The 12,871-nt window shown below is 68.0% G+C and carries 12 protein-coding genes; 2 read left to right on the plus strand and 10 right to left on the minus strand.

The genetic code is table 11. The features are described 5' to 3' along the window. Positions 1–2: 2 nt before the first annotated feature. Positions 3–1,583 (minus strand): MoxR family ATPase, encoded by a 1,581-nt coding sequence (locus AC07UW_RS08400; protein WP_336028723.1) that lies wholly within the window; start codon positions 1,581–1,583, stop codon positions 3–5. A gap of 117 nt (positions 1,584–1,700) precedes the next feature. Between AC07UW_RS08400 and AC07UW_RS08405 the strand changes: the two genes are divergently transcribed. Together AC07UW_RS08405 and AC07UW_RS08410 are read left to right on the plus strand one after the other, a co-directional pair. Further along, positions 1,701–2,813, plus strand: a complete 1,113-nt coding sequence (locus tag AC07UW_RS08405) for a DNA glycosylase AlkZ-like family protein (protein ID WP_336028720.1) — start codon at positions 1,701–1,703, stop codon at positions 2,811–2,813. Positions 2,814–2,891: 78 nt separating this feature from the next. Further along, complete coding sequence (locus AC07UW_RS08410) at positions 2,892–3,683, plus strand: exodeoxyribonuclease III (RefSeq protein ID WP_495211833.1); 792 nt, start codon at positions 2,892–2,894, stop codon at positions 3,681–3,683. On the opposite strand, the gene AC07UW_RS08415 is transcribed toward AC07UW_RS08410, so the two are convergent. From AC07UW_RS08415 to paoA, 9 genes are all read right to left on the minus strand, one after another. After that, on the minus strand, positions 3,680–5,398 hold the full coding sequence (locus tag AC07UW_RS08415) for a sensor domain-containing diguanylate cyclase (protein ID WP_495211834.1): 1,719 nt from the start codon (positions 5,396–5,398) through the stop codon (positions 3,680–3,682). The genes AC07UW_RS08410 and AC07UW_RS08415 overlap by 4 nt on opposite strands. A gap of 70 nt (positions 5,399–5,468) precedes the next feature. Continuing rightward, positions 5,469–5,663 carry a hypothetical protein gene (locus AC07UW_RS08420; RefSeq protein ID WP_025874451.1) on the minus strand — a complete coding sequence of 65 codons (195 nt, stop codon included), beginning with the start codon at positions 5,661–5,663 and terminating at the stop codon, positions 5,469–5,471. After that, complete coding sequence (locus AC07UW_RS08425; protein WP_495211835.1) at positions 5,660–6,295, minus strand: DNA-3-methyladenine glycosylase; 636 nt, start codon at positions 6,293–6,295, stop codon at positions 5,660–5,662. Before AC07UW_RS08425 ends, AC07UW_RS08420 begins: the two co-directional genes overlap by 4 nt. A gap of 70 nt (positions 6,296–6,365) precedes the next feature. Then, positions 6,366–7,316, minus strand: coding sequence for a cation diffusion facilitator family transporter (locus AC07UW_RS08430; protein WP_312109764.1), 951 nt, complete (start codon positions 7,314–7,316; stop codon positions 6,366–6,368). 116 nt (positions 7,317–7,432) lie between these two features. After that, on the minus strand, positions 7,433–8,029 hold the full coding sequence (locus AC07UW_RS08435) for a nucleotidyltransferase family protein (RefSeq protein WP_495211836.1): 597 nt from the start codon (positions 8,027–8,029) through the stop codon (positions 7,433–7,435). After that, positions 8,026–9,018, minus strand: a complete 993-nt coding sequence (locus tag AC07UW_RS08440) for an XdhC family protein (protein ID WP_442251065.1) — start codon at positions 9,016–9,018, stop codon at positions 8,026–8,028. The genes AC07UW_RS08435 and AC07UW_RS08440 overlap by 4 nt, the downstream gene beginning before the upstream one ends. Next, positions 9,015–11,216, minus strand: a complete 2,202-nt coding sequence (paoC, locus tag AC07UW_RS08445; RefSeq protein WP_495211837.1) for an aldehyde oxidoreductase molybdenum-binding subunit PaoC — start codon at positions 11,214–11,216, stop codon at positions 9,015–9,017. Before paoC ends, AC07UW_RS08440 begins: the two co-directional genes overlap by 4 nt. Next, positions 11,213–12,169: an FAD binding domain-containing protein gene (locus AC07UW_RS08450; RefSeq protein ID WP_223482540.1), complete on the minus strand. Its 957-nt coding sequence runs from the start codon at positions 12,167–12,169 to the stop codon at positions 11,213–11,215. The genes paoC and AC07UW_RS08450 overlap by 4 nt, the downstream gene beginning before the upstream one ends. Continuing rightward, positions 12,166–12,810, minus strand: a complete 645-nt coding sequence (gene paoA, locus AC07UW_RS08455) for an aldehyde dehydrogenase iron-sulfur subunit PaoA (protein ID WP_032974655.1) — start codon at positions 12,808–12,810, stop codon at positions 12,166–12,168. Before paoA ends, AC07UW_RS08450 begins: the two co-directional genes overlap by 4 nt. Between the last annotated feature and the right edge of the window lie 61 nt (positions 12,811–12,871).

The following is a 12,871-nucleotide window of genomic DNA, read 5'->3' on the forward strand; positions in this document are numbered from 1 at the left end:
GATCAGCGTGCCCGCAGCCAATGCAGGTAGTTGGTGTAGCGCTGGTGCAGGTACTTCAGCTTCAGCAGGTCGTCGTACAGATGGCCGTACAGCTTGCGTCCCTTCACCCGTTCGTCCACCAGACGCTCGATGCGGGTCAGGCGCTTGCGCGTTTCCGTCTCGGTCATCCCATCCAGGCCCTGCTGGAACTGTGCCGACAGCTCGCCCACCGGATCGTCGCGATCCAGATCCAGCCGGTCATATTCGGCATTGGAGGCATCGAGCAGCCAGCGCAGCCAGCTGAGCCGATCGCTGCGATAGGGCGCATTCTCCGGCAGGGCGAAGAAGGGAGCATCAAGATCCGGTTGCAGCTTGTCGTTCAGCACGAAGGGCAGTACCTGGCGCACATCCTCCAGGGCAACGGCAGGGCTGCCGCGGAAGTACGCCATGGCCTTGGCGAACATCAGCAGGGTCATCAGGTTGCGCACCGACAGGCCGTTGCGGGTCTGGCAACCCAGGTCCTTCATGCGATCGCGGCCGCTGTCGGCAGCGGTTGCCTGCGCCCATTCGGTGCCGGCCAGGCGCACGGTATCCTTGGTCAGGTACTCGAACTGGGCGCCGGCGGTTTCCATCAGCTCGAACTGGCTGCTGAAGAATTCGATGCGGCGGCGCACGTCCTGCGGTACGTCGACCGCGCGGATCTCCTGCAGCAGCTGGTCGCCCTCGGCCTCGCTGAAGATGATGTCACGCGGCACGACCTCTTCCGGGCGGATGTCCTGCTCGATGCGCAGCAGCATCTCTTCCAGGAACCGCGGGTTGAATGCCAGTGCCTGCACCACCACGTCGATGCGGTCGCGCAGGGCTTCGATCACCTGGTAGGTACCGCCGCCGCGATCATCGTTGGCGGTCAGGTACCACGCCGAGTCCGGGCATTCGTAGACGTGGTTGAGGATCTCGGCGTAGTTGTCGCCCATCACCGTCAGCAGGGCGCTCTGGGTGCGGGTGGGAATGCGGTTGTATTCGTCGATGATCTTCACCCGCATGCCCAGCCACGACCGCCAGGCAATGCGGATGTCCGCCATGTCCTGCGCGGCCACCAGGTCGGCGGGCAGGGGGTTGCCGAGCAGATCGGCGATGGTCATCTGCGGGTGCCCGTGCTGCATCGCCCGACGCACCTCGCGGACCGGATAGCCGGCCAGGACGCCCATCAGGATCGCGCTGGCGGTCTTGCCGCGCCCTGGCCCACCCACGAACAGGCACTTGCGGCGGGTGGCGAAGGTCAGCAGCGGCAACAGCACGTAACTGGAATAGCTCTGCGCCGATGGCAGGGTCAGCGGCCGCCGTGTGTCACCCACCGCGAACGAGGCGGAGGGGCCCTCGTGGTACTCGATGTCGTAGTGCGGGCTGATGATCGCGTTGTTGACGATCCAGAAGTAGGCCTGGCGCAGTTTCTCGTCCAGCCGCAGCGGGGCGGCGGCTGCATCATCCTGCAGGCGCACCGGCCCTTCGTACAGCTCGGCCACATCGAATGTGCGCGGTGCAGTGTCGGTGCGCGGGTTGGTCGGCGCCTGCGACAGGCGCTGGAACAGGTTGAACGGTGGCACGCGATTCCCTTGGCTGTGGCCTGCTGGGGAGATTGTAAGCGGCGGGCCAGCGGATCCGGCGCGCCTTGCGCGGATGACGTCCTGCAGCGGGGCGGCCGGCAGTCCTACAATCGGCCCATGCCGACCTCGCCGACCCTCGATGATCTGCGCCGCTACGCCGTAGCCCGCACGCTGTTCACGCCTACCACGTTGCTGACAGCGATCCGTCGGCTGGGCTTCGTGCAGGCCGACCCCATCCGTGCGCCCGCACGCGCCCAGGACCTGACCCTGCGGCACCGGGTGAAGGGCTACCGGGCCGGTGATCTGGAGCGCCGCTACAGCCGACTGCCGATCGAGGAAGACTTCCTGGTCAACTACGGCTTCCTGCCGCGTGAACACCTGTCCCTGATGCATCCCCGGGTGTCCCGCAGGCCATGGGACGCGAGCACGCGGCGCAAGGCAGCCGACGTGCTGGCGTTCGTGCAGGAGCGGGGGGCGGTGCATCCGCGCGAAGTCGACCAGGCGTTCGCGCATGGCCGGGTGACCAACTACTGGGGCGGCACCAGCAACGCCAGCACCCACCTGCTGGACGGCATGCACTATCGCGGCATGCTGCGCATCCATCGTCGTGACAGCGGTACCCGCATCTATGCCGTTGCGGCACATGCCCCGGCCGATGGCGGCAAGGCTGCACGCCTGCAGCGTGCCACGGCACTGATCGATCTGGTGGTGCGCAAGTATGCGCCGCTGCCTTCTGCGAGCCTCACCTATCTGGCGCGGCTTCTGGGCTATGGCGCACCGCATCTGGCGGAGGAGATCCAGCAGGCACTGCGGTTGGCGCGCGAGCAGCTGGCGGGCTGCAGCATCGATGGAACCACCTGGTACTGGCCGGCCGACGAGAACCCCCGTTCGCGGCGCTACCAGGCCGATGAACAGGTGCGGCTGCTCGCGCCGTTCGATCCGGTGGCCTGGGATCGGCGACGGTTCGAACTGCTCTGGGGCTGGGTGTACCGGTTCGAGGCCTACACCCCGGCGGCCAAGCGTCGCTTCGGCTACTACGCGCTGCCGCTGTTGTGGCGCGACCAGGTGATCGGCTGGGCCAATGTCGCGGCGAAGGATGGGCAGCTGCAGCCCAGCTTCGGTTATGTCGATGGCAGCGCACCAAGGGACGTGGCATTCAGCAATGCGCTGGAGGAGGAGCTGGAGCGGATGGCGAACTTCCTGCCAGGGACGGGCCCGGCAACGCCGTGATCCTGCGTGCGGCGTCCTCCACGCTGCCTGCATGCCGCCTCGCCAATACTGCAGGCCCGCCGCTCGGGTACTTCCGCAATGGCTCGCCGCAAGACACTGCGCATTGCCACGTTCAACGTCAATGGCATCGGCACGCGCTTGCCGCATCTGCTGTCCTGGTTGCAGCGTGAAGCGCCCGACGTGGTGGCACTGCAGGAGCTGAAGGCGGTCGATGCCGCTTTTCCGGTCGACGCGCTGGAGCGGGCAGGGTATGGCGCACTGTGGCTGGGTGAGGCGCGCTGGAACGGGGTGGCGATACTGGCCCGCGATGCCATGCCGATCGAAAGCCGGCGCCGCCTGCCCGGCGAACCGGCCGATACGCAGAGCCGGTACCTGGAAGCTGCCGTGCATGGCGTTGTGGTTGCGGCGCTGTACCTGCCCAACGGCAATCCCCAGCCGGGGCCGAAGTTCGACTACAAGCTGCGATGGATGCAGCGGCTGATCCGCCATGCGCGCACCCTGGTCGATCTTCCGCACCCGGCACTGCTGCTGGGGGATTTCAATGTCATTTCAGACGACGAGGATGTGTACGACCCGGCCTCGTGGCGGCGCGATGCGCTCATGCAGCCGGAGGTCCGCGATGCCTTCCAGCAGCTGCTGGCGCAGGGGTGGACCGACGCCCTGCGCACGGTTCATGGCGACCAGCGCATCTACACCTTCTGGGACTATTTCCGCCAGCACGCCGAACGCGATCGCGGCCTGCGCATCGATCATCTGCTGCTGAACCCGGTACTGGCCAAAGGGCTTGAGGATGCCGGTGTCGATCGTTGGGTGCGGCTGCAGGAGAAGGCCAGCGATCATGCCCCTGTGTGGGTCACCGTTACCCGCTAGTCGGCGCTGCCCGGCGGACGCATCTCGCGACGTACCCTGGCCCGCGTGCGATACAGCCGGCTGTCGGCCTTGTGGATGGTGTCGGCAACGGGTTCGCCGGGGACGTTGACGGCGGCGCCCATCGAGAACGCGGTGGGAGCACGCGCGGCGTTGCCCGCATACCAGGCTTCCAGCGCAGCCAGCCGCCCGGCCGCCGGTTCGATCAGCGCCACCAGGAACTCGTCGCCGCCCAACCGCACTGCCGCCTCATTGGCCTGCAGCGGCGCGCGCAGGAATTCGGCGAACTCGACCAGCACCGTGTCGCCACGACGGTGCCCCAGGGTGTCGTTGACCTGTTTGAAGTGATCCAGGTCGAACACCAGGCAGGCCCAAGACCGTGAGGCGACGTCGTCGAGCCGGTGCAGGTACCGGCGGTTGTGGCACTGGGTCAGCGGATCCTTCAGCGACAGTTCGCGCAAGCGCTCTTCCTGCAGGCGCAGCGCGGTCACGTCCTGGGCGTGGCCGAGCACGAACGGCGGATGGGTCTCGGCGTCCAGTACGTTGTTGTAGGCCCAGTAGCGGCGGGTGCCATCGGCGGCGAGCAGTTCGATCACGCCTGCGTCGGTATGGTTGGCTTCGATGCGCCGCAGGTAGGCCTTGAACGCCTCGCGCTTTTCCGGCGGCATCAGGTCGCACAGGCTGCGGCCAACCATCTCGCTTTCCGGGTAGCCCAGCGACTGCACGGCTGCCGGATTCACCGATGTCACGGTGCCGTCCAGCGTGTGCGTGCAGATCAGGCCCAGGCTGTAGTGGAAGAGACGGCGATAACGCACCTCGCTGGCTTCCAGCGCGTCCACCACCGCGCGTTCTTCGGTGATGTCCTGGATGGCACCGACCAGCCGTGGCAGGCCCTCCACCTGTTGCCGGGTGCCCACCACGCGGGTCCAGATGCTGCGGCCATCGGCGGTGGTCATCGGCAGCTGCACTTCCCAGGGCGTGCCATGTTCGGTGCAGCGCTGCACCGCCGCCTGGATGATGCTGCGGCTGTCCGGACGATAGAACGACAGGGCCGATTCGAATGTTGGCTGGTAGCTGGAACGCACGCCGTGGATCTGCTTGGTCTCGCGCGTCCAGCGCACTTCGCGGGTGGCCAGCTCCAGCTCCCAGCCGCCGACCTTGGCGGCAGTGTTGGTGCGTTCCAGGAAGTCCTCGCTGCGCTTGAGATCGCGATGCAGCGCCTGTGCTTGGTCGATTTGCCGCAACAGCGCACTGCGCTGCTCCAGCACCTGAGTCGTGACCCGGCCAAGATGGACCATCAGCTCACGTTGCGACGGTGACAGCACGCCAGGCAGGGTGTCGAGCAGGCACAGCGTGCCGATGCGCGCGCCATGGGCAGTGGCCAGAGGGATGCCGGCATAGTGGCGCACCCTGGGCCCGGCGGTGACCAGCGGGTTGTGGGCGAAGCGCGGATCCTGCCGCGCATCCGGAATCTCCAGCAGCGCGTCCTGCTCGATGGCGTACGTACAGAACGAGATGGAGCGCGGCGTTTCGCTGACATCGCCCAGGCCGATGCTGGATTTGAACCATTGCCGTTGTTCGGCAACGATGGAGACCAGGCCGATGGGCATGCCGGTGGCGGCGCGCGCGGCGGCGACGATGGCATCGAACACCGGCTCGGGCGGCGTATCGAGCACGCCCAGCCGTTCGATTTCGCGAAGTCGGGTGGCCTCATCCATGGCTGTCCACGCTAGTACCCGGTCTGTTAGCGCCCTGCGTACGGCAGTGATGCCGTCGTGATGCGCCTGCTCATGGCTGTTGCAGGGAAGCCTGCAGGGCGCTGGCCAACGCGGCGTCCCCGGAGACGAGGTCTTCCCAGCGCAGTTCCAGGCCCTTCCGCCGTCCCTTCTCGACCAGCTTCAGTCCGCTCGGGTCCAGGGTCAGCGTATAGGCCTGGCCGGCGATGGTCAGTTCACGGCGCAACGGTTTGTCGAGAGGTGTCATCGGGGGCTCCTTCGCGATGAGGCGCGGGCAGGGCGCACTGAAACGTGACGATGATCGCGAACATGCCAGCGCCAAGGAAAATCCACTGCCCGGGTGATGCCGATGCGTGGGCCCACCACCGCATCGTCGGGGGGCCGCGTGCCGTCATCCACGAGGGTGATGCCGTGGCTGGCGGTGACCAGATCGGCGCCATCAACGCACCGGTCCAGGCCGAACGCCTGCGACAGTTTGCCGGGACCGCTGGCGAGGTCGTGATCGTGGCGGGCAGCTGGCCGCAGCGGGTACATCCGTTCCTGTCCGGCAACCGGCTCTGCCGCGCGCAGCAGTACCGCAACACCCTCGCCGACCTCGCCGCAGACCACATTGCTGCCCCAGTGCATGCCGTAGGTGAAATACACATACAGGTGCCCGGCCTCGCCAAACATGCTGGCGTTGCGTGCGGTCCTGCCGCGATACGAATGGGCAGCCGGATCCTCACTGCCGGCGTAGGCTTCGACTTCGACGATACGCGCTGCACGGCCGTCGCTGCGCACCAGCAGCTTGTTGAGCAGGTCCGGTGCAACCACCGTCGACGGGCGCCGGTAGAAGGTGCGGGGTATCGGTATCCAGGTATCCGGCAGCCAATCCATCATGTTGCGGCAGTGCTCGCTTCCCAAGCCTGCTTCAGTGTGGCGTGCAGCGGGTGAAGCCGCCGCCATCGATTCACTCCGGGTCAGCCAGCGCCGCGCGCCGCCTGGCGAAGACTTCCGGCGTCTGCGGTTTCACGAACAGCGCCACCAGTTCCGGGAACTCCTGCTTCACCGCACCCTCGATGCGGGTGATGCAGGCTTCGATCTGCGGGGTGGTGCGGTCGTCCTCGAATTCGGCGCTGAGCATGGCCACCACCTGTTCCGGGCCCATCTGCATGGTGGTCACGCCATTGGCACGGCGCAGGTCCGGATCGGTCACGGCCACCGCCATGATGCGTTGGGCAACGGCCGGGTGCGCAGGTTCGCCCACCAGCAGGCCCTTGGTTTCACGCGCCAGCAGGAATGCGGTCAGCGCCAGCACGCCGGCAATGCACAACGAGGCGACCCCATCCAGTACCGGCATTTCCAGCAGCTGCGCGGCCAGCAACCCGACCAGGGCAAAGCCGAGGCCGAGCAGGGCGGCACTGTCCTCCAGCAACACGGTGAAGGTGGAGGGGTCCTTGCTGCGGCGGAACGCCTCGAAGTATCCCAGTGAGCCCTTGCTGCGGCGGAATTCGCGTAGCGCAACCCACCATGAAGCACCTTCGAACAGGATGGAGATGCCCAGCACGCTGTAGCTGATGGCGTGGTTGGTGGCCGGTTCCGGCTGGCGGATGTGCTGGATGCCCTCATAGGCCGACACCCCGGCGCCGGCGGCAAAGACCAGCAGGGCGACGATGAAGCTCCAGAAGTACAGCTCGCGGCCGTAGCCGAACGGGTGCAGGGTGTCGGGGGCCTTTTCGGCACGGCGCAGACCGTACAGCAGCAACACCTCGTTGAGGGTATCGACCAGCGAATGCACGCCTTCGCTGAGCATCGCCGAACTGCCGGACAGGCCGGCGGCGATGAACTTTGCAACGGCGATGGCGAGGTTGCCGGCCAGCGCGGCGTAGATGACAAGGCGGGAGCCTGAGGGTGCGGCCATGTGCGGGAATGCTGGCAGGTAGCGGGCGCTCCATCCTGCGCGGCGGAGCGTCCGCGCAGCGTGTATGCCAAGCGCCCGCGCAGCGCGGTCGGTCCAGTTCAACTGTCGCCGGGCCCTCAGGCGGACGCAGGATCCAGCCAGCCGAGCGCGCGCGCGCGGCGCAGGTCCTCGGGCGTATCGATATCGCATTCCAGCCCGGCGCCGGAGCAGCGCGCAATGCCCTCGGTCTGCCGCAGCCGCCGGCCAAATCCCCCGTCTGCAGGTTGCAGTCCTGTGCCGGCAAACCAAGTGCCCGGCACCACCGCCGGCACGCCGATGGTGTCGCCCAGTACCGTGGCGGCGCAGCCGGACGGTGCAGCGGTTGCCGCGCCCAGCAGCGCGCGCAGGTGCTCCACGCGCAGCGTCGGTTGATCGCAGATCATCACCAGCACCCTGGCGGCGCTGTGCACGTGGGTGGCGGCCAGCGCCAGGCTGCCGCCGATGCCGAGCCCAGGGGTGGGATTGCGCAGCCGCTGCGCCGGCAGACCGTGGAGTTCTTCTTCGAAGTGGGGGTGCTGGGGCAGTACCACCACCAGCGTGTCTGGCAAGGTTTCCAGCGCCAGCCGCACGCTGCGTCGCAACAGCGTCTCTCCGCCCGCGCGCAGCAGCTGCTTGGGCTGCCCCAGGCGCTGGCTGTACCCGGCTGCGAGCACCACGGCCGCATGCCCGGTCATGGCGTGGCCAGGGGCGTTCCGTGCCGCCATGCCTGCAGCTGCGCGGCAATGCTCAAGGCAATCGCTTCGGGACCACGTCCGCCCAGTGGCAGGCCGATCGGTGAGCGCAGGCGCGGTTCCAGCGCACGGCGCGTATGGGTATCCAGCACGCTGAAAAGGTCGTCCTTGCGACGGCGTGGCCCCAACAGCCCGATGAAGGGCACGCGCGAGCCTGCCAGCCGTTCGAGCGCGTCACGGTCGAGCTCGAAATTGTGATGCATCACGAGTGCGGCATCGGCCGCGCCGGCGGCAGCGGAAGAACAATACGAACCAGCGGCAAGGGGCAGGTGCTCGCGCCAGCGGGGTCGCGGTTCCTCAACATGCGCGCACCAGCCCAGATGGTCCAGCAGGGGTAGCAGAAGCGCGGCCTCCGGGCCTGCTCCGTGCACGTGCACGATAGGCGACCGGTGCCACTGCAGCCGCCAGCGGTGGCTGCCGTCCGGCGACTGCGGGGCGGCCGGGGGCACCGTGCGGGTGAAGGTGAAGCCGGCGCAGCGGGCGTCCAGCCGTCCATCAGCCTGCAGTGCCAGGTGCAGCGTATGCGGCCCTTGCAGCCAGGCATCGAGAAGCTGTTCGATGCCGCCGAGCTGCGGCAATGGAAGCAGTGCCAGCCACTGGCGACCCCGGCATCCGGTGGCATTGCCGGAGAACAGCGCAGCGTCGTCGCGGTTGTCGATCTCCATCCATGCGATGCGCCCGGCATCCACCGCGTTGGCGGCCTGTCGCGCCAGCTCCGGTTCCAGGCAGCCGCCACTCAGCCAGCCCACCTGTCGACCCGGTTCGAACAGCGCACAGGTGCCCGCGCGGCTGTAGCTGGACCCTTCCGTCTGCAGCACCACTGCCAACGCAGCCGGACGACGGGCTCGCGCCGCGTCGGCGGCAGCCTGCAGCACCGGGCGCGGGTTGCCACCGTCCAGATCCAACGGGGCAGGGTGGAGCGCACTGGTCATGCGATGTCCGGCAGGCCAGCGAGCAGCTTGTCCAGGGTCAGTGGATAGTCGCGCACGCGGATTCCGGTCGCGTTGTACACCGCGTTGGCCACTGCCGCGCTTACGCCGCACAGGCCCAGCTCGCCAACGCCCTTGGCCTTCATCGGCGACGACGCCGCATCGCTTTCATCAAGGAACACCACCTCCTGGTGCGGCACGTCGGCATGCACGGGTACTTCATAGCCGGCCAGGTCGTGATTGACGAAGAACCCCAGCCGCCGATCCACCACCAGTTCCTCCGACAGCGCTGCGCCGATGCCCATTGTCATCGCGCCGATCACCTGGCTGCGCGCGGTCTTCGGGTTGAGGATGCGGCCGGCTGCGCACACGGCCAGCATGCGGCGGATCCGGCTTTCGCCCGAGGCCACATCCACGCCCACCTCGACGAAATGCGCGGCGAAGGTCGACTGCTGGTACTTCTCCTGCAGCGTGTCGAACTCGATGCTGTCTTCGGCCACCAGCTCGCCGGCCTGAGCGGCATCGGCAAGGGCGCGGCTGCGGCCCCCTGCGGTCACCTTGCCGGCTTCGAACTGCGCTGCCGCCGGGTCCATTCCTAGCGCCTGCGCGACCTTCGTACGCAGTGCCATGCATGCGGCGTAGACGCCTGCGGTGGAGCTGTTGGCGCCCCACTGGCCACCGGAGCCGGCAGCCACGGGATAACGGGAATCGCCCAGCTTGACCGTGACCTGCTGCAACGGAACGCCGAGCATTTCCGCGGCCGTCTGGCCGATGATGGTGTAGCTGCCGGTGCCGATGTCGGTCATGTCGGTTTCCACGGTGACCTGGCCATCAGCGGCCAGGCGGACGCGTGCGCCGGATTTCATCACCAGGTTGTTGCGGAAGCCTGCTGCCACGCCCATGCCGACCAGCCAGCGTCCATCGCGCACGGCGCCCGGGGTGGCGCTGCGCTGCTGCCAGCCGAACCGTTCGGCGCCCGTGCGCAGGCACTGCACCAGCTGCCGCTGTGAAAAGGGGCGCTCGGGATTGGACGGGTCGACCTGGGTGTCGTTGCGGATACGGAATTCGATCGGATCCAGGCCGAGCTTGATGGCCATTTCGTCCATGGCGATCTCCAGCGCCATCAGTCCCGGCGTTTCGCCCGGCGCGCGCATGGCATTGCCTTCGGGCAGGTCGAGGGTGGCCAGGCGCAATGCGGCCAAGCGGTTGGGCCCCGCATACAGCAAGCGCGTCTGCTGCACCGCTTCCTCCGGCGAGCCGCCTGGCAGGTTGCCCGACCATGATTCGTGGCCGATGGCGGTCAGGCTCCCTTCCGGCGTTGCGCCCAGCCGGATGCGCTGCAGCGTGGCCGGGCGGTGCGTGGTGTTGTTGGCGATCAGCGGCCGCTGCAGGGCCACTTTCACCGGCCGCTTGGCAGCGCGAGCGGCGAGAGCGGCCAGCAGCGCATCGGAGCGCAGGAACAGCTTTCCGCCAAAGCCGCCGCCGATGTAGGGCGACACCAGCCGCACCTTGTCCTTGGCGATGCCCAGGGTGCGGGCCAGATCGGTGCGGCCCCAGTCGATCATCTGGTTGGAGGTCCACACCGTCAGCTGGTCGCCTTCCCAGGCGGCCATCGTCGCGTGCGGCTCCATCATTGCGTGCGACTGGTCCGGGGTGTGGTAGGTCGCATCGAGCGTAACCGCCGCCTGGCTGAAGGCCTTCTCGAAATCGCAGACGCGCGCATCGGGCTCCGGCGTCTGCAGGGAAGCGCCTGCCTGCTTGGCCTCCGCCAGATCGAAGTGGCCGCGCTGCGGGGCATAGCGGATGCGGATCTGTCCGGCCGCAGCGCGGGCCTGTTCGAACGTTTCGGCCACCACCACCGCTAGTGCCTGGTGATAGTGGTGCACCTTCGGACCACCCAGCAGCGGCGCGGCGTTGCGCTTGACCGGATGCAGCGGCCCGGCGGTGTCGGCGGTGACGATGGCCAGAACGCCGGGCGAGCGCCGCGCTGCGTCCAGCTCCATGCGGGTCACGGTGCCGGTGGCAATGCCCGCCCCGACCACCACGCCATAGGCGGGGGCGGAAGGCGTGGCGTCATGCCATTCGTGTGCGTAGGTGGCCTTGCCGGTGACCTTCAGCGGGCCGTCGATGCGATCGTGCGGCTTGCCGACGACGGTCTGCGCATCGATCGGATTGCGCCCTGCGGGGGTGTCGAATTTCATGCCTCGGCCCTCACGTCCTGCAGGATGGAAGCCAATGTGCGTTCGGCCAGTGCCAGTTTGAAGGCGTTCTGTGCGGTGGGCGCAGCACCCTGCAGCAGCACCGACATCACGGCGGCGGCGCCCTGCGGCAGGGCTGCATCGGCCGCAGCGCTGTGCCACGGCTTGTGGGCGACACCGCCAAGGGCGATCCGGCCGCTGCCGTCGGGCCGCAGGATCGCCGCCACCGACACCAGGGCGAACGCATACGATGCGCGGTCGCGCACCTTGCGGTACACGTGCACGCCACCCGGGGGCGGCGGCAGGACCACGGCGGCGATCAGCTCGCCCTTGTCCAGTACGGTGTCGATATGCGGCGTACGGCCAGGAGCGCGATACAGGGCGTCCAGCGCGATGTTCCGGCGCGATCCGTCGGCGCGGACGGTCTCCACCGATGCATCCAGCGCCATCATCGCCACCGCCATGTCGCTGGGGTGGGTGGCGATGCAGTGCTCGCTGGCGCCGATCACGGCCAATTGCCGGCTGAAACCTTCGCGCGCGCCGCAGCCACTGCCGGGTAGCCGCTTGTTGCAGGGCTGTGCGGTGTCGTAGAAATAGGGGCAGCGGGTGCGTTGCAGCAGGTTGCCGGCGGTGGTGGCCTTGTTGCGCAGTTGACCCGATGCGCCGGACACCAGTGCGCGGGTCAGCACCGCATAGTCGCGCCGGATGCGCCGGTCGGCCGCCAGATCGGTATTGCGTACCAGCGCGCCGACGCGCAGGCCTCCCTGGCTGGTGGGCTCGATGGTGTCCAGGTCCAGCCCGTTGACGTCGATCAGGTGGGCGGGCGTCTCGATCTCCAGTTTCATCAGGTCCAGCAGGTTGGTGCCGCCGGCAATGAACCGAGCGCCCTGGGTACGCGCCGCTGCCGCTGCCGCCTCGGCGGGAGAGCGGGCGCGCTCGTAGCTGAAAGCTCTCATGCGCTGGCCTCCCCGACGTCCTGGATGGCCTCGATGATGTTGGAATAGGCACCGCACCGGCAGATGTTGCCGCTCATGCGCTCGCGCAGTTCTTCGGCGGTGAAGGCGCTGGGCGCGTCCAACGCGGCGCTGACGTGGCTCGGTATGCCGGCCTTGATTTCCTGCAGCACGGCGACGGCCGAGCAGATCTGCCCCGGGGTGCAATAGCCGCACTGGAAACCGTCATGCTTGACGAAGGCCGCCTGCATCGCGTGCAGCCGGTCTGGCGTGCCGAGGCCTTCGATGGTGGTGATCTTCGCGCCCTGGTGCATCACCGCCAGCGTCAGGCAGGCATTGATGCGCCGGCCGTCCACCAGCACGGTGCAGGCACCGCACTGGCCGTGGTCGCAGCCCTTCTTGCTGCCGGTCAGGTGCAGGTGCTCACGCAGGGCGTCGAGCAGGGTGACGCGGGTGTCCAGCCGCAGCGATCGCGCTGTTCCGTTCACCTCGAAGTCCACCTGCATCAGTTCCGGTGCCCGTGCACCGGTCCGGTCCGGCTCCGCCGCAGCGACCACGGCAGGCAGGGCCATGGTGGTGGCCGATCCCGCGCTCAACTTCAGCAGTTCCCGGCGCGAAAGGGGAAGGTGTGACGGTGGGCTCATCGTGGCTCCTCGCTGGCTGCGGCAGGCTGGCTGGCGGTTTCAGTGCCGGGACAGCATGGCG

Source organism: Stenotrophomonas sp. GW821-FHT02D01, assembly GCF_059421765.1.

Bases quoted from the DNA above. Each gene is read 5' to 3' on its own strand.
- AC07UW_RS08405 (WP_336028720.1), top strand. From the start codon at position 1,701: ATGCCGACCTCGCCGACCCTCGATGATCTGCGCCGCTACGCCGTAGCC.
- AC07UW_RS08410 (WP_495211833.1), top strand. From the start codon at position 2,892: ATGGCTCGCCGCAAGACACTGCGCATTGCCACGTTCAACGTCAATGGC.
- AC07UW_RS08415 (WP_495211834.1), bottom strand. From the start codon at position 5,398: ATGGATGAGGCCACCCGACTTCGCGAAATCGAACGGCTGGGCGTGCTC.
- AC07UW_RS08420 (WP_025874451.1), bottom strand. From the start codon at position 5,663: ATGACACCTCTCGACAAACCGTTGCGCCGTGAACTGACCATCGCCGGC.
- AC07UW_RS08425 (WP_495211835.1), bottom strand. From the start codon at position 6,295: ATGATGGATTGGCTGCCGGATACCTGGATACCGATACCCCGCACCTTC.
- AC07UW_RS08430 (WP_312109764.1), bottom strand. From the start codon at position 7,316: ATGGCCGCACCCTCAGGCTCCCGCCTTGTCATCTACGCCGCGCTGGCC.
- AC07UW_RS08435 (WP_495211836.1), bottom strand. From the start codon at position 8,029: ATGACCGGGCATGCGGCCGTGGTGCTCGCAGCCGGGTACAGCCAGCGC.
- AC07UW_RS08440 (WP_442251065.1), bottom strand. From the start codon at position 9,018: ATGACCAGTGCGCTCCACCCTGCCCCGTTGGATCTGGACGGTGGCAAC.
- paoC (WP_495211837.1), bottom strand. From the start codon at position 11,216: ATGAAATTCGACACCCCCGCAGGGCGCAATCCGATCGATGCGCAGACC.
- AC07UW_RS08450 (WP_223482540.1), bottom strand. From the start codon at position 12,169: ATGAGAGCTTTCAGCTACGAGCGCGCCCGCTCTCCCGCCGAGGCGGCA.
- paoA (WP_032974655.1), bottom strand. From the start codon at position 12,810: ATGAGCCCACCGTCACACCTTCCCCTTTCGCGCCGGGAACTGCTGAAG.